The sequence below is a fragment of the Pseudomonas sp. genome (genome assembly GCF_049300855.1).
GTDB lineage: Bacteria > Pseudomonadota > Gammaproteobacteria > Pseudomonadales > Pseudomonadaceae > Aquipseudomonas.
Window position 1 is genome coordinate 40,191 of sequence record NZ_JBAQKH010000002.1, and the last position, 16,984, is coordinate 57,174.

General features: G+C 59.6%; 21 protein-coding genes. All 21 read left to right on the forward strand.

Going from position 1 to position 16,984, the window contains the following annotated elements; translation table 11 throughout:
• The first annotated feature begins 35 nt into the window (after positions 1 to 35).
• Positions 36 to 383 (forward strand): phage tail tube protein, encoded by a 348-nt coding sequence (locus tag WA225_RS00350; protein ID WP_007908779.1) that lies wholly within the window; start codon positions 36 to 38, stop codon positions 381 to 383.
• Entirely contained in the window at positions 380 to 676 is a 297-nt protein-coding gene (locus WA225_RS00355) for a phage tail assembly protein (RefSeq protein ID WP_007908778.1), read from the forward strand. Before WA225_RS00350 ends, WA225_RS00355 begins: the two co-directional genes overlap by 4 nt.
• Positions 677 to 806: 130 nt before the next feature.
• Positions 807 to 2,792: a hypothetical protein gene (locus tag WA225_RS00360; RefSeq protein ID WP_422606439.1), complete on the forward strand. Its 1,986-nt coding sequence runs from the start codon at positions 807 to 809 to the stop codon at positions 2,790 to 2,792.
• Positions 2,779 to 4,014, forward strand: a complete 1,236-nt coding sequence (locus tag WA225_RS00365) for a DNA circularization protein (protein WP_422606440.1) — start codon at positions 2,779 to 2,781, stop codon at positions 4,012 to 4,014. The genes WA225_RS00360 and WA225_RS00365 overlap by 14 nt, the downstream gene beginning before the upstream one ends.
• Positions 4,015 to 4,017: 3 nt before the next feature.
• Positions 4,018 to 5,067, forward strand: a complete 1,050-nt coding sequence (locus tag WA225_RS00370) for a phage baseplate assembly protein (protein WP_422606441.1) — start codon at positions 4,018 to 4,020, stop codon at positions 5,065 to 5,067.
• A 135-nt stretch (positions 5,068 to 5,202) separates the two neighbouring features.
• Positions 5,203 to 5,712, forward strand: a complete 510-nt coding sequence (locus tag WA225_RS00375; RefSeq protein WP_422606442.1) for a phage baseplate assembly protein V — start codon at positions 5,203 to 5,205, stop codon at positions 5,710 to 5,712.
• Complete coding sequence (locus tag WA225_RS00380; protein ID WP_422606443.1) at positions 5,712 to 6,110, forward strand: phage GP46 family protein; 399 nt, start codon at positions 5,712 to 5,714, stop codon at positions 6,108 to 6,110. Before WA225_RS00375 ends, WA225_RS00380 begins: the two co-directional genes overlap by 1 nt.
• A complete protein-coding gene (locus tag WA225_RS00385) occupies positions 6,100 to 7,143 on the forward strand; it encodes a baseplate J/gp47 family protein (protein ID WP_422606444.1) in 1,044 nt (347 codons plus the stop codon). The genes WA225_RS00380 and WA225_RS00385 overlap by 11 nt, the downstream gene beginning before the upstream one ends.
• Positions 7,131 to 7,730: a YmfQ family protein gene (locus tag WA225_RS00390; RefSeq protein ID WP_110720166.1), complete on the forward strand. Its 600-nt coding sequence runs from the start codon at positions 7,131 to 7,133 to the stop codon at positions 7,728 to 7,730. The genes WA225_RS00385 and WA225_RS00390 overlap by 13 nt, the downstream gene beginning before the upstream one ends.
• Positions 7,731 to 7,743: 13 nt before the next feature.
• The gene (locus WA225_RS00395; RefSeq protein ID WP_422606445.1) at positions 7,744 to 8,901 is read left to right on the forward strand and encodes a phage tail protein; all 1,158 of its coding nucleotides are present in this window, start codon (positions 7,744 to 7,746) and stop codon (positions 8,899 to 8,901) included.
• Positions 8,898 to 9,413: a phage tail protein gene (locus tag WA225_RS00400; RefSeq protein ID WP_422606446.1), complete on the forward strand. Its 516-nt coding sequence runs from the start codon at positions 8,898 to 8,900 to the stop codon at positions 9,411 to 9,413. The genes WA225_RS00395 and WA225_RS00400 overlap by 4 nt, the downstream gene beginning before the upstream one ends.
• A gap of 138 nt (positions 9,414 to 9,551) precedes the next feature.
• Positions 9,552 to 10,649, forward strand: a complete 1,098-nt coding sequence (locus WA225_RS00405; RefSeq protein WP_422606447.1) for a phage tail protein — start codon at positions 9,552 to 9,554, stop codon at positions 10,647 to 10,649.
• A 7-nt stretch (positions 10,650 to 10,656) separates the two neighbouring features.
• On the forward strand, positions 10,657 to 11,223 hold the full coding sequence (locus WA225_RS00410) for a tail fiber assembly protein (RefSeq protein WP_422606448.1): 567 nt from the start codon (positions 10,657 to 10,659) through the stop codon (positions 11,221 to 11,223).
• A 121-nt stretch (positions 11,224 to 11,344) separates the two neighbouring features.
• The gene (locus WA225_RS00415) at positions 11,345 to 12,265 is read left to right on the forward strand and encodes a gp53-like domain-containing protein (protein ID WP_422606449.1); all 921 of its coding nucleotides are present in this window, start codon (positions 11,345 to 11,347) and stop codon (positions 12,263 to 12,265) included.
• 2 nt (positions 12,266 to 12,267) lie between these two features.
• Positions 12,268 to 12,708, forward strand: a complete 441-nt coding sequence (locus WA225_RS00420; protein ID WP_422606450.1) for a phage tail assembly chaperone — start codon at positions 12,268 to 12,270, stop codon at positions 12,706 to 12,708.
• 32 nt (positions 12,709 to 12,740) lie between these two features.
• A complete protein-coding gene (locus WA225_RS00425; RefSeq protein WP_422606451.1) occupies positions 12,741 to 13,943 on the forward strand; it encodes a carbohydrate-binding protein CenC in 1,203 nt (400 codons plus the stop codon).
• A 10-nt stretch (positions 13,944 to 13,953) separates the two neighbouring features.
• Positions 13,954 to 14,172, forward strand: a complete 219-nt coding sequence (locus tag WA225_RS00430; RefSeq protein ID WP_422606452.1) for a hypothetical protein — start codon at positions 13,954 to 13,956, stop codon at positions 14,170 to 14,172.
• Positions 14,173 to 14,208: 36 nt separating this feature from the next.
• Entirely contained in the window at positions 14,209 to 14,775 is a 567-nt protein-coding gene (locus WA225_RS00435) for a glycoside hydrolase family 19 protein (protein ID WP_422606453.1), read from the forward strand.
• Positions 14,754 to 15,272 (forward strand): lysis system i-spanin subunit Rz, encoded by a 519-nt coding sequence (locus WA225_RS00440; RefSeq protein ID WP_422606454.1) that lies wholly within the window; start codon positions 14,754 to 14,756, stop codon positions 15,270 to 15,272. The genes WA225_RS00435 and WA225_RS00440 overlap by 22 nt, the downstream gene beginning before the upstream one ends.
• A gap of 67 nt (positions 15,273 to 15,339) precedes the next feature.
• Positions 15,340 to 15,840, forward strand: coding sequence for a CinA family protein (locus WA225_RS00445; protein WP_422606455.1), 501 nt, complete (start codon positions 15,340 to 15,342; stop codon positions 15,838 to 15,840).
• An 83-nt stretch (positions 15,841 to 15,923) separates the two neighbouring features.
• Positions 15,924 to 16,979 carry a recombinase RecA gene (recA, locus tag WA225_RS00450; protein WP_122591453.1) on the forward strand — a complete coding sequence of 352 codons (1,056 nt, stop codon included), beginning with the start codon at positions 15,924 to 15,926 and terminating at the stop codon, positions 16,977 to 16,979.
• Positions 16,980 to 16,984 lie beyond the last annotated feature (5 nt).

The window sequence follows — 16,984 nt, forward strand, 5'->3', positions numbered from 1 at the left end:
CTCGCGTGGGCTTTTTTATGCAAGGGAGTAACACCATGGGTCAACTGATTGCAGGCACCTGCTACGTCAAAGTCGACGGCGCACAACTGACCATCAATGGCGGCTGCGAAGCCCCGCTGATGGCAGTCAAACGCGAAACCGTCGTACCCGGCTTCTACAAGGAAACCGACATCGCGCCGTCGTTCAAAGTGACCGCGCTGCACACCGCCGACTTCCCGCTGAAGAAGCTGATTGAAGGCACCGATATCACCGTCACTTGCGAATTCAGCAACGGCAAAGTCTACGTGCTGGCCGGTGCGTATCTGGTTGAAGAACCGGTCTCCAAAGGCGATGACGCCACCATCGAACTGAAATTCGAGGGCATCAAGGGGACCTGGCAATGAGCGGCGCCGTGAAGCTTCAGGTTGCGATCGAAGCTCACGGCGAGCCCCTGACCGAACTCGTCCTGCGCCGTCCGACGGTGCAGGAGGTGCGAGCGATCAAGGCGCTGCCGTACAAGATCGACAAGAGCGAAGAGGTCAGCCTCGACATGGACGTGGCGGCCAAATACATCGCCGTGTGCGCCGGCATTCCGCCGTCGTCGGTCAACCAGTTGGATCTGGCTGACCTCAATGCGCTGAGCTGGGCCGTTGCGAGTTTTTTCATGAGTGCGGCGTCGGCGCCATCACCGACCTGATCGCCGTCGCCTATGACCTGGCCTGGTTCTGGAAGGTTGACCCCGAACAGATGATGGCCAGGCCACTGGATGTGCTCCGCGAATCGCTGGAGCACGCGCAACGGATCAATGCGATGCAGCAGGTGCAGTGATGGCGAATACAAATTTGAGCCTGATTCCGCAGACCTTTCCTGTCACGGTCAACATGCTCGTGGTGCTCAAGGGCGCCGAGAAGATGGAAGCCGAAATGAAAGGGCTGCGCGGCAAGGTCGCAGCATTCAAGAAAAGCATGGAGGACAGCGGCCTCGAGCCGCTGGACGTCGCCGGGTTCATCTCCGAAGGTGGTTTGCTCAAGCCGTTTCAGGACGGCATCAAGAAAGCCATCGAGGCGCAGGATGCGCTGGCAAAAAAGGTCATGGCGAACAAGGGCCTGAAACTGCCCAAAGTGGTACAGGGGGAAACCTCGGCCAACCTGGCAAAGTTCAACGAAGCGCTGGACAAGATCTCGCTGAACATTGGCAACGCGTTGTTGCCAGCGGTGAACGGCATCGTCACCGCAATCACCCCAGTGATTACTTCGATTGGCCAGTTTGTGGCGAACAATCCTTCTCTTGTTGAAGGGCTGGCCGCTGCAGCTGTCGCGTTCACGGTAGTCACCGTGGGGGCGATGGGACTGGTCGGTGTGTTGGGTATTCTGACATCACCGATCGGTTTGATTGCCGCCGCGATTGCGGCGGCGGTGGCGATTATCGTCATCGGCGCGCGTTTGATCACCAACAACTGGGGGGCTATCTCGGGCTTTTTCAGTCGGAACTGGCAGTCGATCAGCGATGCGACCCGTCGCGGCATCGACGACGTAAGCAAGGGCTGGGATGAGATGGTCGCGGGCGCAAGGCAACGGTTCGACTCGATGAGTGCCACAGCTTCGCTGAAGTGGCAGGAGATGCGCGCTGACGCCATCGCCGGTGCCAGCCGTCTGGCGGCGGGTGCGTCCGAAGGTTTGCATGCATTCGGCGCTTTTATCGAACAAACCTGGGATTCGGCTCGCACCTCTGTCGGCGCTTATTGGGACAGTGCAGCCGCCAGTACTGCGGCTGGATTGCAAAGCCTCAAAGCCCGGTTGTACACCTCGCCACTGGAAAAAATGACTGCGTTGTGGAATTCCGCCGACGAAGTCGTCAGTGGGTACTGGAATCGTACCCATGCGGCAACACAGGCCGGATGGGAGTCGGTCAAGTCAACGTTCGACGGCACAATGACAGCAAAAATGTCAGGCGTATGGGGTTCCGCACAAAGCGCGGTCTTCACGGCCATCGACGATATGAGCAACAGAGTTGCAACCGGTTGGTCGAGCATCACATCGCTGTTCGACGGCACGCTGGCAACCAACATGTCGACGGTCTGGGGTTCTGCGCAAAGCACGGTTTTCGATGCGGTTGGCAGCATGCACAGCATTGCGGCGAGCGGTTGGGAGCAACTCAAATCGACGTTCGCCTGGTCTCCGACCGCTATGGTCGAAAGCGCCTGGCAACCCTTGGCACCGGTTTTTTCAGCGCTGTGGGACGTACTCCGGGCGGGTGCCCAGCCATTGAAAAACGAGTTTCAGAACTTGTTTGGCAACGCTCCCGTGGAAGCGGTCATGGCGAAGTGGAATGGCGTCACGGAATATTTCTCCGGTTTGTGGGCAACGCTGAACACCGACGCGCAATCGGTGAAAGCAACCTTGGCTGATTTGTTCAGTCAGTCGCCGCTGGAATCTATCCAGCAGAAGTGGCAGCCCGTTCTCGACTGGTTCAGTGATATGTGGACAAGACTCCAAGGTATTTTCGGACAGGTCAAAGAACTGCTCGGCGGCAATGTCTCCGGGTTCTTCGCCACGATCACCGGCACCAGCGCTGCGGCGCCTGCCGGGGCGCCAGGAATGAGCAGCACACTGCCACAAACTTCCGGCGCGCTGATTCAACAAAGCGCAATCAATAACCGCACGCAACTCGAAGGCGGCCTGACCGTACGCTTCGAAAATGCGCCGGCGGGGCTGCGCACCGATCAACCGCAAACCAATCAACCGGGCCTGGCGCTGTCTTCGCGCATCGGCTATCGCTCGCTGTCGATGGGAGGTTCCAATGAACTGGCGTGACCGTTTATTGCCGGCATCCTTTCGCGGTGTCGGCTTCTGGATTGATCAGGCGAAAACCCCGGTCGGTCGCAAAGGTCAGTTGCACGAGTATCCGCAACGCGATCTGCCGTACTTCGAAGATCTCGGCCAACAGGCCAGGATCCACGATGTCACGGCGTTCATCATCGGCGCCGATTGCCTGGAGCAGCGTGACAAGCTGCTCAAGGCACTGGAGGCGGGCAGTGGTGAACTGGTGCATCCGTGGCTGGGGCGCCTGCAAGTCAAGGTCGGCGAATGCGACATGACCCACACCCGCCAGGACGGCGGGTTGGTGACCTTTACGCTGAAGTTCTATCCAGACCAACCGTTGCCGTTTCCGACCGCTACCGTCAGCACACAGAAAGTGCTGCTGGCCAAGGCCGACACGCTGTTGGGGTCTGCGGTGGCACGTTTTGAACAGGCGATGACGCTGATCAAGGCCGCGCGGATCGGCATTGCCAATCTGCGTAACAGCCTGACCGGTGTTTATGAGGTGATCAAAGAACAGCTCAAGCCGCTGATCGAGCAGTACCGGCAGATCACCGAGTTGGTGAAAGCAGTGAAGGAGTTGCCCAAGGAAGTGGCGGCGGAGTTCAAAGGTTTGCTCGGCGATATCAAGGAGCTCAAGGAATTCGCGAAGGAGGGCTACCGTGGCGTGATTGCCGACGTGTCGCAACAACTCGAAGCGATCCGCAAGGCTGATGCGCCGAAGATCACCACCGGCAAGGACACCAACGCCGCAGCGCAGGCCATGGCCGATCTGGTGCAGGACACGCTGATCGTGAAAGCGGCGCAGTGGATCGCATCCATGCCGGTGGCCACCAAACCGGTGAAATTGCCGTCGACACCTTCCGTCGATCAGCAGGCGAACCAGCCGATCAATCGTCCGGACGTGCCCGCCATCGATGATGTGCAGGCGATTCAGAAGACGCTGATCGAGACCCTGAATCTGGTGAAGACCAAGGCCGGCCCTGCGCACCACCAACTGATCAGTGATCTGCAGGATGCGGCGGTCGCGCACCTCAAGTCGGTCGCGTCGTCCGGTGTGCGCTTGGTCACTAAAACCTTCCAGGAAAGCGCTCCGGCGGTGGTGGTGGCCTACAAGTATCTGGGCGATGCCACACGGGTCACTGAGATCACCCAGCGCAACGGGATGAACCATCCAGGTTTCTCGCCCAACGATGTGAAAGTCTCCGGGGAGTGAACCATGAGCGAAATGGACAATCGCGTCACGCTGACGGTCAACAACATGGAATACGGCGGCTGGAAAAGCGTGGAGATCACGGCCGATCTGGAGCGCCAGTTCCGCACCTTCAAACTCGACATCACCTGGCAATGGCCGGGGCAGACGGTGGACCAGCGGATCAAGCCGGGTGACCCCTGCGAGGTGAAAATCGGCCAGGACCTGGTGCTCACCGGCTATGTGTTCAAGGCGCCGATCAGCTATGACGGACGCCAGATCAGCCTGAGCATCGAGGGCAGCTCCAAGACCCAGGATCTGGTCGATTGCGCTGCCAGAAACCAGCCGAACCAGTGGCAGGAGCAACCGCTGTTGAGCATCGTTCAGGCGCTGGCGATGGAGTACGGGCTGATGGTGGTCAATGAAATCCCCGAGACTGCACGGCTGACCAAGCACACGATCGTGCCGGGTGAAACCGTGTTCCAGTCGATCGACCGTTTGCTCTCGTTGCTGCGAGTGTTTTCCACCGATGACGAGCAGGGCCGGCTGGTGCTGGCCAAACCCGGCAGCGGTGGTCGGGCCAGCGATGCGCTGGAACTGGGCAAGAATATTCTGTCGGCCAATGCGCCTCTGGATCAGAGTCAGGTGTTCTCCGAATACCGGGTGATCGGCCAGCAGAAAGGTTCGGACAAGAAGAGCGGGGCGGCAGTCAGCGAGGTTGAATCCAGCGCGACCGATCTGAGCTTCAAACGTCGACGCACCACCATCATCAACGAAGGCACCGCGCTGACGTTCGAACTGGCCCAGCAACGCGCCCAGTGGGAGTGCGCCACCCGTATGGGGCGGGCGCAGACCACCACGTATCAGGTGCAGGGCTGGCGCCAGGCCAACGGTGATCTTTGGCGGCACAACACGCTGGTCAAAGTCACGGATCCGGTGCTGGGGTTTGATGGCGACATGCTGATCTCCAAGGTCACTTATTCGCTGTCGGCACAAGGCACGGTGACCACGCTGCAAGTGGCGCCGCCGCATACCTTCGATGCCAATCCGAGCCCCCCGAAAAAACCCCAGGCCTGACACCCAACCCTGTGGGAGCGAGCTTGCTCGCGAAGGCATCGGCACTCTCAGCATACGTGTATCTGACCCACCGCTTTCGCGAGCAAGCTCGCTCCCACAGGGATCAGCATCAACCTCACCTCTTGAGGACAATTCATGAGCCTACTGACACGCCTGCTGGCGCGCGGCACTGTCGTGCTCGCCAATTCGGCAACCAAGCTGCAATCGCTGCAAATGCGCCTCACCGCCGGCGAAGTGAACGACGACATGGAGCACTTTGAACCTTACGGTTTCACCAGCCACCCGCTGGCCGGCGCCGAAGGGGTCGTCACGTTCATCGGCGGCGACCGTTCCCACGCCATCGCCCTGGTCATTGCCGATCGCCGTTATCGCCTGCAATCGCTGGCGTCGGGCGAAGTGGCGATCTACACCGACGAAGGCGACAAAATTCACTTCAAGCGCGGGCGGATCATCGACATCGAAACCGCCACGCTGAACATCCGCGCCAGCAGCGCGGTGAACTTCGACACGCCGGTGATCAATCAGACCGGCAAGATCGTTTCCACCGGCGATCAGCTTGCCGGTGGCATCAGCCAGATCAAACACGTGCACGTCGGCGTACAGGCCGGCAGCGGCCAGACCGGCGCGCCGGCAGGAGGCAAGTGATGCTGATCAGCCCGAATCTCCACGCTGCACTGACCCGCTCCGTACTGATCAGCCTGTTCACCTGGCGCCGCGCCGCCGATGACGACGCCCTCGACGACGACGAGCGTTTTGGCTGGTGGGGCGACACGTTTCCCAGCGTTGCCGACGACCGCATCGGCTCGCGGCTATGGCTGCTGCGCCGGGTGAAACTGACCCGACAAACGCAGATGGACGCCGAGTTCTATGCCCGCGAAGCCCTTCAATGGCTGATCGACGACGGCCACTGCAGCGCCATCGACATCATCAGCGAACGCCTCGACGCCCAGCGCCTGAACCTGCGCACGGTCCTGACCCTGGCCGACGGCGAACGTCTGGACATCAACCCCGATAACAGTTGGCAGGTGATCTATGCCGTTTGAAACCCCTTCGCTGCCGGTGCTGATCAAGCGCACCCAAAGCGACCTGGCCGGCGATTCGCTGCGCCAGTCCGATGCGCAAGTGCTGGCCCGTACCCTCGGTGGTGCGGCTTATGGTTTGTACGGTTATCTCGACTGGATTGCCGAACAGATTCTGCCGGACAAGGCCGACGAGTCGACCCTGGAGCGCATTGCCGCGCTGCGTCTGAACCAGCCGCGCAAACCGGCGCAAGTCGCCACCGGCAGCGTCAGTTTTACCGCCACTGCCGGCGCGGTGCTTGACGCCGATACGCTGCTGCAAACCAATGACGGTCGCACCTACAAAGTCACCGCCGCGCGCACGACCGTCAATGGCAGCAACACCACTACGATCGCCGCGCTCGATGCCGGCAGTCTGGGCAATGCCGACGCCGGGCTGGCGCTGACACCGGTGCAGCCGATTGCCGGCGTGATCGGCAACAGTTTTGTCGTGCTGGCGCCGGGACTCAGCGGTGGTGTGGCGCGGGAAAGTCTGGAATCGCTGCGTTCGCGGGTGATCCGTTCCTACCGCGTAATTCCCCATGGCGGCTCGGCCAGTGACTACGAAACCTGGGCACTGGAAGTGCCCGGCGTGACGCGCGCCTGGTGCCGTGGTGGCTTCCTCGGCCCGGGCACCGTCGGCGTGTACATCATGCGTGACGACGATCCGCAACCGGTGCCGAACGACGAGCAACTGGCCGAGGTTCAGGCTTATATCGAACCCTTGCGTCCGGTGACGGCTGAAGTGCATGTGCGTCCGCCGATTCAGGTGCCCGTGACCTATCGCCTGAAGTTGACCCCCGACACCAGCGCCGTGCGCGCGGCGGTCGAAACCCAACTGCGCGACTTGCATAACCGCGAGGCCGACCTCGGCGAAGATCTGTTGATCAGCCATATCCGCGAAGCGATCAGTAGCGCCGCAGGTGAAACCGACCACGTGCTGACAGCTCCCGTGGCCAACGTCACGGCCAATGACAGCGAACTGCTGACCTTTGGAGGTTGCGTATGGGGGGCATAAGAACCGCCGCGCAATATCAGGCGCAACTGCGCGCCTTGCTGCCCAGTGGCCCGGCGTGGGACCCGGAGCGTGTTCCGGAACTGGAAGAAGTGCTGCAAGGCGTCGCCGTCGAACTGGCGCGCCTCGATGCCCGCGCCGCCGATCTGCTCAACGAGATGGACCCGGCCGGCGTCAGCGAACTGGTGCCGGACTGGGAACAGGTGATGAACCTGCCCGACCCATGTCTGGGCGCCACGCCACTGTTCGACGACCGCCGCCTCGCCGTACGCCGACGCTTGCTCGCGGTCGGCAGCCAGGCCGTCGGCTATTACCTCGAAATCGCCAAAAGCCAGGGCTATCCCAACGCCACCATTACCGAACTTGAAGCCCCGCGCATGGGCCGTTCGCGTTTCGGCTCGGCGCACTGGGGCACGTGGGAAGCGCAGTTCATGTGGACGCTCAACACCGGCGGGCGCTTGCTGCTCGGTCGGCGTTTCGGCGCGAGCTACTGGGGCGAGCGCTTCGGCGTCAATCCGGGGTCGGCGCTGGAATGCCTGATTCACCGCAGCGCACCGGCGCATACCAAGGTGCACATCAATTATGACTAGGGAGGAATGAGCCATGGATTATCCGAACAGTGTGCCCAGCGCCGGCTTGGTGAATGGGAAGTTTGTCGATGAGAACCCGATGACCGGAACCCCGGGATCGCTGATCCCTGCGGATTGGGGTAACGGGGTTACGTTGGAGATTCTCAACGTGATCAATGCGGCGGGTCTGACGCCGGACGAGAAGAAATACGATCAGCTGTTGCAGGCGATTCAATCGGTGACGGCCAAGGGCTGGAATCAGGATCTGGCGTTGCCGCTGGTGGCGTTGCCGCTGCCGACGGTGGCCACCGCCGATGGTCGGCTGACGGTCAGCCCGGCTGCAGCATCCACCAGTGGTGGCAGGGTTTCGATTGCGGCAGGCACGTTTATCAGCCTCGGTCAGGAAGTCGTGAATGGTCAGTTGGGTCGTTCGCGCACGTTTGTGACGTCTGCCTGGAGCAGTGCGGATCTGTTGCCCAGCAGCCATTACTTTCTACGCGCGCAAGTCTCTGGCGGTGCGCTGACGTTCTACGTGCAGCGCGGCAACATCCATGACGTGACGCCCGAATCGTTGAAAGGAACGGTAAACGGTGCCGCCGGTGGCGGCTTCCAGTCAACGGCACTGGACATGTGCCTGGCCTGGATCGTGACCGGTGCGCCGGGCTCGGTGCCCACGGTTCGAACCCTCTACAACCGTGCTCGTTTGACCTGGACTCAGACGGTCAACGGAACGGGCGCAATTTTCCTGCCACTGGATCCCCATGCTCGTTCTGCACGATTGGTTGCCGGCAACCCGACACCGTCCTCGACGGCGGTGACGTCGGTCGCGTTTCCATCAACCGGCTGGGCGGGAGGCAACTATTGCTTCCTGTCGCCCATGATCGCTGGTAGCTCCAATAATGCTGGTGGCTGGAACCCCGCGACGATTGCCCCTTGTGTGTTGTTCACCAACAACATCGTTAACGACGTGACGGTTTCAACGCTGGCCGCCAGTTTCGACCATGCCAATCTGCGCTCGCTGTGGCAGTGCTATCAGGCAGAGCACAACCTTGGTCAGTTGAACGCCGAGAGTGATGAGTTGTTGCTGAGTATGGGTATCAAGAGTCATCCAATCACCGACTACAGCGTTGGTATTGCAATCAACTTTGCAGACGCCGTGAACGTCCAACTGTCGTGGGAGCTTATTCGATGATCGTTATTCAGGAGCTTCATCAGTTCGACGGCGAAATGCGCCTTCCTCAACCTTCTGCCGCCCATGACTGGGACGGTGAGAAGTGGGTCGTGAACGGCGATAAGCAGGCTGTGCTGGACGAGCAGGAAACTGAACGTCTGTGTACCAAAGTCGATGCCACCGCCGACAACATCCGCACCGCGCTGGCTGGCGACCCCCTAAAAGCCATGGAGTACGCCCAGGCCGCCGCCGACGCACAGGCTTATCAGGACGCCGGTTACCCGAAAAAGGAAGTGCCGCTGTCAGTCGCCGCGTGGGTGGTCAAAGGACGCACTGCCAAACAAGCCGCCGAGCAGATTCTGAGCAAAGCCGATCAACTGACCGACCATTTGCTGACACTGCGGACATTGCGCCTGAAGGCCAAAGCGCAAATTCGCGCACAGGCTGCCAAGGGCAACATGGACCTGGCGCGCAGCGCTGGTGACGAAGCGTTGGTCGCCATTCGCGAATTGGCCCGCGGCCTTTCCAGCTAAGCCGAAAACCTTCATTCAGCGTCACCCAAGCCCACTTTGTTGTGGGCTTTTTATTTTCAGAAAACGGACCGTGGCCAGGCACGCAGAAGACGCTGTGTCGACGCCGGTCATTTGTCATTTCAAAGGAACGAGCGATTTATGGATTATCCAAAAAGCGTCCCCAGCGTCGGCCTGGTCGATGGCCGCTTCGTCGATGAAAACCCGGTGGCTGGCACACCGGGTTCGTTGATTCCGGCGGTGTGGGGCAATAGTGTGACTCAGGAAATTCTGAGTGTGATTACCGGTGGTGGGTTGGTGGCTTCCGAGGCGGATACCAGCCAATTGTTCAAAGCCATTCAATCGATTGTTGGCAAATCCAGCCCCATGCGCTCGCAAATCACCCGTATTTCGGCTTCCAAACTACTTGCGGCGCAGGAGCTGGGCTTGATTCTGGTTGATGGCAGCCCGGGCGCGATGACCCTCACGCTTCCCGCTGCGGATGCCAGTCTTGGTGTGTGCGACGTTATTGTTCGCCGTGTGGATAACACGGTTAACCGGTTGGTAATCCAGGCATCCGGCGGCGACCGGATTAGGTTTCATACACATCTGTCAGCGAACGGCTATCCGTTTCTGGTGCTGATGGGCGGTGGTGACTGGTGGCAGTTGCGCAGTGACGGCGCCGGCAGTTGGTGGCCGGTTGGACGCTTCGACAATTCCCCGTTGGGCAGACCGTCGTTTGAAACCACAATGGCGCTGAATCCCGGCGGTTATGGCCTGCTCAACGGTAACTTTTTCAAGCGTGCGGAATGGCCTTGGCTGTGGGACTTCGCCCAGGCATCGGGAGTCTTGACGACCGAAGCGGCTCGATTTAGCCGAGAAGGTGCGTGGACCACTGGCGACGGTGCGTCGACCTTTCGAATTCCCGAGGTTCGCGGTGAATTTCTGCGAGTCCTCGATGAAAACCGGGGAATGGATGTTGGGCGAGTCGTTGGCAGTTTGCAGAACCATGCACTGCAAAGCCACAACCACTACTTGCCGACCGGTACGGGTTCTTCCAACCGTCCTGCGCCTGCTATCCCCGATACCGTCTGGAGTGTTTCCAGCGACGTCAATTTTTATCCCACCAGCGGAACCATTGCGACGACCTATCCCAACCCGGCATTCGACTCCGACACATTCATCGGCAATATCGGCATTTTCGCCGGCGAAACCCGACCGCGAAACATCGCCCTTCCCGCGCGAATCAAACTGATCTGAGGTGCCCATGTTCAATTATCTGATAGATGACAGCGGTGCCCTGGTCGGCCCTGTCGAGTTCCCGCTCGTGCCGGGAATCGGTCTGCAGTTGCCCAGCAATGCGGTGACGCTAAGCATCGAACTGTCGCCGGCGCCCGAGGGGTTTGCCTGGGCCTATGACAACGGCTCGCTGCAACAGCAGATCGATTGCCGCGGCGATGTTTATCGAACTGACACGGGCATCCGGGAAACCTGGACCGCACTGGGCGAGTTGCCGGAAGGCTTCACCCGGTTCCCTTGGCCGGGTGGCTTTCACGTCTGGGTGGATAACGCCTGGCGGGTCGATGAAGTTGCGCAACTGGCGGATTGCAAACGCATCGTTCTCGCTAAGCGCGACGCACTGCTACGCGATGCCGTGCTGCGCATCGCACCTCTGCAATACGCCGAAGACATCGGCGATGCCAGCCATGACGAACAGCTTTTGCTGATGGAATGGAAGCTCTACAGCGTAGAGCTGAACCGCATTGAAAAGCAGGGCGGCTATCCCGAGGCCGTCACTTGGCCGGCAATTCCCGGCGCTGTCGTGACCGATTGATATCCGCACAAGGAAACGTTTGTTCCTTTGACCGTTTCCCGGTCTTCGGCCTCGGTGTGGCTAGCCGCTTCAAGCGGCTGAGGCCTGCGCCCAATGTATTTTCAGATTAAGGAGATAAACCTTGGACTACCCCAAGAGTGTGCCCAGTGTCGGCCTGGTCAATGGCCAGTTTGTCGACGAAGACCCGATCGCCGGTAAACCCGGCTCGCTGATCCCGGCGACATGGGGCAACAGCGTCACGCAAGAGATTCTTAACGTTGTTCAGGCGGCTGGTCTGACGCCGAATGAGTCGTCGAACAATCAGTTGTTGGCGGCATTGCGCAGCCCGACATTGTTCACGACGGCGCCGCAGTTTGATGGTGGACGCTCGGCAGCAACGTCCGAGTTTGTGCAGCGGGCGCTGGGCAGTTATGCCAGTGCTCGCAGTATATCCGCCGCCACCCAATTGACTCAGGCCGATGTCGGCTGCTCGATCGGTCTGGGCGGTAACGCGGCTTATACCGTGACGCTTCCGGATGCCGCTGCGGTGCCGAACGGCGCCACGATCAGCCTGCATTGCCGCAACAGCGCACCCGTTACCGTGGCCAGTAAAACCGGCACGCAGATCAGTCCGCAAGGGGCCTATCTGGCGTCGATCGTGTTGAATAATGGTGAGAGTGCGAACTTCGTCAGAGAGTCTGGAGTGTGGGTGGTGTATGGCACCGCTGCGCTGAAGTATTCAGTCAGTTATGCCGCGCAGTTCGCTACATCGGGATATCAAAAGTTTCCCAGCGGTTTGATCGTGCAATGGGTAACAGGGGGCTCCGATGCGAATGGCAACATGACGGTGTCGTTGCCGATCAGATTTCCCAATGCAGTCCTCGGCGGTGTTGCCAATGAAGCTAACCCGGCCGGATGGAGTGCCTCCAACGTTACCGTTTGGGCATTTGACGGCGGGAGCTCCACGACAACGACAGTGGTCGCTCGGGTCCGAAGCGTCCTAGCTTCAAGTGTAAAGGCTGATCCGGGCATTTCGGGTCGCGTTCTGGTTTGGGGGTATTGATCATGACGATTTATTTCTATGCACAAAGCCTTGGCTTTGATCGAGTCGACAGCGCACTTCCCGAAGTGCCTGACGGGGCGGTGGAAATTACCCAGGCGCAATACGCCGAGCTGTTTGCGGGACAAGCTGCCGGCAAAGTCATCAGCGCCAGTCACTCTGGCCAGCCTGTACTGACCGAACCGCTCAGTTCCCCGGTTGCGCTTGCCAGTCATGGGCGCGCATGGCGCAACCAAGTGCTTCAAAACACCCAATGGCTGGTGTTTCGCGACGCCGAAGAGCTTGAAGTTGGTGGCGGCACGACCCTGCGCGCCGAAGAGCTCAAACAGCTCCTCGCTTACCGACAAGCACTGCGCGACTGGCCCAATCAGCCGGACTTCCCGGATGCCCGCTCGCGCCCGGTCGAACCTGACTGGCTTGAAGATCTGCTGCGGACCCATGGCTGAGCGGTTCGCCCTTCCATCAAGGATAGATATACATGGATTACCCAAAAAACGTCCCAGGCTCAGGCTTGGTCGACGGCAGGTTTGTCGATGAAGATGCCTTCGCGGGAACACCGGGATCGTTGATCCCCGCGAGTTGGGGCAACAGTGTTACTCAGGAGATTCTCAGCGCGATTACCGCAGCGGGGCTGAAACCTGATGAAAAGCAGACCGATCAACTGGCACAGGCGATCCGTCAATTGTCCAGGCCTGATCCGCTACAGCAGTTTCCTGTGCAGGTGTATCGCAGGAATGTACTGATCAATGGCGGGTTCGATATCTGGCAGCGCGGCACGACCAACCAAGGCCCGAATATCGGTGGCTATGTAGCCGATCGTTTTCGCTGCGACTGGAATGGCAATGCGGCCGTGACCATCTCTCGCCAGGACTTTGCTCCGGGCCAGACAGAAGTGGCAGGTGAGCCGGGTTATTTTCTACGCTGGCAGCAAACCACAGCGGGCGTCGGCGCTACCGAGCACAAGATTTCCCAAAGCGTTGAATCAGTCAGGACTCTGGCTGGACGAACCGCCACCGTGACCTTTTGGGCACGCTCCGATGCCACGCGCTCATTGAAAGTGACGATCGGCCAGTACTTTGGCAACGGTGGTTCGGAAGCCGTCGTCAAAGTGGTCGATGTTTTTCCATTGAGCACTGCATGGGGCAAGTACAGCGCAACGTTCCAGATGCCATCGATCGCGGGGAAAATGCTCGGTGCCAATGATTATTTGCGCTTGGCTTTTGATTTGCCGCTCAACGTTTTGCAAACCGTGGATCTGACTCAAGTCCAATTGGAAGAGGGACCGGTTTCCACGCCATTCGAATACCGTATTCTTGGCGAAGAATTGGCGTTGTGTCAGCGTTATTTCGAAAAGTCTTTTGCCAACCGTTTACCGATTCGTGCAAACAACGGCACGGGCACCTGCATTGTCTCGTTTACTCAGGCGGCGGCTGGAAATTCCGGTCAATACGGGATGGTCGTAGACATGCAGACTCAGAAGAGAGTGCAGCCTACTGTTGTCCTGTATTGCCCTGGAAATGCAAGTAATCAGGTTTGGAATTATTCGCAGGGAGTGCCGTGCACAGGCACCCTTGTGCAAAGTGTGACACAGCGTAGTTTCGCGATCGGTACCGTGACACCTGTAAACAGTCAGCCCGGTAACGGATTGCAGATTGAATGGACAGCGGACGCTGAGATCTAGGAGTGAACCCATGACCTATCAACTGACCACTTGCGGAGTACTGCGCACGGAGGATTCTTCGTTTATCCCGCAGGATCCAACCAATCGCGACTGGCTTGACTATCAAGCCTGGCTGTTATCTGGCGGCCAAGTCCTGCCATTGAATGAAACCCTCGAAAACGCAGCCCCGGCCAGCCCGATGACAACTCTGGCAAAAAAATGGCTGGGGGCTGTTGTCCGTCAACCGTGATTGAATCGAGGCAATATCCAGGGAGGATCAAGCATTATGCAAATTACTGAAAAAGACCTGATCGACATCATGCCCAACGCCCGCTCCCAAGCGGGCGTTTTTGTTTCGGCACTCAACAGCGCCATGGCTCGCCGTCATATCGATTCGCCCAAACGTATCGCGGCGTTCCTTGCACAAGTCGGGCACGAGTCGGGTCAATTGCGCTATGTGCGTGAACTGGGCAACAACCAATACCTGAGCAAATACGACACTGGCACGTTGGCCTTGCGTTTGGGCAACACCCCGGAGGCCGATGGCGACGGACAAAAATATCGGGGGCGCGGGTTGATCCAGATTACCGGCCGTTCGAATTACCGTCAGTGCAGCCTCGGTCTGTTCGGCGATGAGCGTCTGCTGTCGTTGCCCGAGCTGCTCGAACAACCGCAATGGGCCGCCGAGTCTGCGGCATGGTTCTGGGAACAGAACGGCTTGAACGAACTGGCCGACCGCGATCAGTTCAACACCATTACCCGGCGCATCAACGGCGGGTTGAACGGCTTGCAGGATCGCCTGGAAATCTGGGCACGGGCGAGGGCGGTGCTATGCCAATCCCCTGGCGAATGATCGCGATTGTATTACTGGCTGCTGGTGCTTTCGCTGCGGCGTGGCAGTTTCAGGAGTGGCGCTACGAACGGCAATTGGCCGAGCAGGCCCGGTTAAACGCCGAAACCCTCAATCAACTGACTCTGGCCGCCGCCAGCGCGCAACAGGTCGAGCAGGATAAACGCCTGGCGCTGGAGCAACGGCTCACCGCCAGTGAACAAACCCACTATCGAGCGCTGAGCGATGCCCAACGTGATCAGGATCGCCTGCGCGATCGTCTTGCCACTGCTGATGTGCGCCTGTCAGTCCTTCTCGACGCCGGCGACGTTGCCAAGGGCTGCAACCTGCCAGCCACCGCCAGCCCCGGCGGCGTGGATCATGCAACCGTACGCGCCCGACTTGACCCGGCGCATGCTCAACGAATTATCGCCATCACCGACACCGGCGACCGTGGATTGATCGCCTTGCAGGCGTGTCAGGCGTATGTCAGAGCGCTGGCGCCTGAACATTTTGAATGAGTCTGTGTATTGAAAGCGCAACCGGCTCGTGTACGGTGGAGGCATTCCACACGATCCGGAGCACGCCGTGAAAGAGATCACTCAATTGGCCGCCGAACTGGGCCGACGTCTGCAACTGCTCAATGCCCACGTCACTACCGCCGAATCCTGTACCGGTGGCGGGATTGCCGAGGCGATCACCCGGATTCCGGGCAGTTCGGCATGGTTCGAGGCGGGTTACGTGACGTACTCCAACCGGCAGAAAACCCAGCAATTGAATGTGCCGACCGAGTTGTTTGAAACAGTCGGTGCGGTCAGCCGCGAAGTGGTCGAAGCCATGGTGCGTGGCGCGCAGGACAAAAGCCTGGCGCGATTTGCCGTGGCGGTCAGCGGCGTGGCCGGGCCGGACGGTGGCTCGCCAAACAAACCGGTCGGCACGGTGTGGCTGGCGTGGGGCGTTGGCGAAACGGTCACCAGCGAGGTTCAGCACTTCCCCGGCAACCGCGACGAAGTCCGCCGACAAACGGTGAAGGCCGCGCTAGAGGGGCTCCTGCGACTAGCGGCACGAGAAATCGAAAATCAGGGGTAGGCGATCCGCGAACGCTGTGGAATAATACTGGCTACTTATACAGGTGTTGGCCGTCAGGCCTTATTGATTACGTGAGGACTTTAATGGACGACAACAAGAAGAAAGCCTTGGCTGCGGCCCTGGGTCAGATCGAACGTCAATTCGGCAAGGGTGCCGTGATGCGTATGGGCGATCAGGACCGTCAGGCGATCCCGGCTATCTCCACTGGCTCTCTGGGTCTGGACATCGCGCTCGGCATTGGCGGCCTGCCAAAAGGCCGTATCGTTGAAATCTACGGTCCTGAATCTTCCGGTAAAACCACACTGACCTTGTCCGTGATCGCTCAGGCGCAAAAAGCCGGCGCGACCTGCGCATTCGTCGACGCCGAACACGCCCTCGACCCTGAGTACGCCGGCAAGCTGGGCGTCAACGTCGACGACCTGCTGGTGTCGCAGCCGGACACCGGTGAGCAGGCCCTGGAAATCACCGACATGCTGGTGCGCTCCAACGCGGTTGACGTGATCATCGTCGACTCCGTGGCAGCACTGGTACCGAAGGCTGAAATCGAAGGCGAAATGGGTGACATGCACGTGGGCCTGCAAGCCCGTCTGATGTCCCAGGCGCTGCGTAAAATCACCGGTAACATCAAGAACGCCAACTGCCTGGTGATCTTCATCAACCAGATCCGCATGAAGATCGGCGTGATGTTCGGTAGCCCGGAAACCACCACCGGTGGTAACGCGCTGAAGTTCTACGCTTCGGTTCGTCTCGACATCCGCCGTACCGGCGCGGTGAAGGAAGGCGATGAAGTGGTGGGTAGCGAAACCCGCGTCAAGGTTGTGAAGAACAAGGTCGCTTCGCCGTTCCGTCAGGCCGAGTTCCAGATTCTTTACGGCAAAGGCATCTACCTCAATGGCGAGATGATCGACCTGGGCGTGCTGCACGGTTTCGTCGAGAAGTCCGGCGCCTGGTATGCCTACGAAGGCACCAAGATCGGTCAGGGCAAGGCCAACTCGGCCAAGTTCCTGGCAGACAACCCGGAAATCGCCGCGAAGCTCGAGAAGCAACTGCGTGACAAGCTGCTGACGCCGGCAGTGATCGACTCCAAGGCCTCTGCAGTCAAAGAGACTGAAGACGACCTGGCCGACGCTGATCTCTGATCGCT

Bases quoted from the DNA above. Each gene is read 5' to 3' on its own strand.
- WA225_RS00440 (WP_422606454.1), top strand. From the start codon at position 14,754: ATGCCAATCCCCTGGCGAATGATCGCGATTGTATTACTGGCTGCTGGT.
- WA225_RS00365 (WP_422606440.1), top strand. From the start codon at position 2,779: ATGAACTGGCGTGACCGTTTATTGCCGGCATCCTTTCGCGGTGTCGGC.
- WA225_RS00355 (WP_007908778.1), top strand. From the start codon at position 380: ATGAGCGGCGCCGTGAAGCTTCAGGTTGCGATCGAAGCTCACGGCGAG.
- WA225_RS00395 (WP_422606445.1), top strand. From the start codon at position 7,744: ATGGATTATCCGAACAGTGTGCCCAGCGCCGGCTTGGTGAATGGGAAG.
- WA225_RS00380 (WP_422606443.1), top strand. From the start codon at position 5,712: ATGCTGATCAGCCCGAATCTCCACGCTGCACTGACCCGCTCCGTACTG.
- WA225_RS00405 (WP_422606447.1), top strand. From the start codon at position 9,552: ATGGATTATCCAAAAAGCGTCCCCAGCGTCGGCCTGGTCGATGGCCGC.
- WA225_RS00390 (WP_110720166.1), top strand. From the start codon at position 7,131: ATGGGGGGCATAAGAACCGCCGCGCAATATCAGGCGCAACTGCGCGCC.
- WA225_RS00430 (WP_422606452.1), top strand. From the start codon at position 13,954: ATGACCTATCAACTGACCACTTGCGGAGTACTGCGCACGGAGGATTCT.
- WA225_RS00410 (WP_422606448.1), top strand. From the start codon at position 10,657: ATGTTCAATTATCTGATAGATGACAGCGGTGCCCTGGTCGGCCCTGTC.
- WA225_RS00420 (WP_422606450.1), top strand. From the start codon at position 12,268: ATGACGATTTATTTCTATGCACAAAGCCTTGGCTTTGATCGAGTCGAC.
- WA225_RS00370 (WP_422606441.1), top strand. From the start codon at position 4,018: ATGAGCGAAATGGACAATCGCGTCACGCTGACGGTCAACAACATGGAA.
- WA225_RS00350 (WP_007908779.1), top strand. From the start codon at position 36: ATGGGTCAACTGATTGCAGGCACCTGCTACGTCAAAGTCGACGGCGCA.
- WA225_RS00400 (WP_422606446.1), top strand. From the start codon at position 8,898: ATGATCGTTATTCAGGAGCTTCATCAGTTCGACGGCGAAATGCGCCTT.
- WA225_RS00385 (WP_422606444.1), top strand. From the start codon at position 6,100: ATGCCGTTTGAAACCCCTTCGCTGCCGGTGCTGATCAAGCGCACCCAA.
- WA225_RS00425 (WP_422606451.1), top strand. From the start codon at position 12,741: ATGGATTACCCAAAAAACGTCCCAGGCTCAGGCTTGGTCGACGGCAGG.
- recA (WP_122591453.1), top strand. From the start codon at position 15,924: ATGGACGACAACAAGAAGAAAGCCTTGGCTGCGGCCCTGGGTCAGATC.
- WA225_RS00435 (WP_422606453.1), top strand. From the start codon at position 14,209: ATGCAAATTACTGAAAAAGACCTGATCGACATCATGCCCAACGCCCGC.
- WA225_RS00360 (WP_422606439.1), top strand. From the start codon at position 807: ATGGCGAATACAAATTTGAGCCTGATTCCGCAGACCTTTCCTGTCACG.
- WA225_RS00375 (WP_422606442.1), top strand. From the start codon at position 5,203: ATGAGCCTACTGACACGCCTGCTGGCGCGCGGCACTGTCGTGCTCGCC.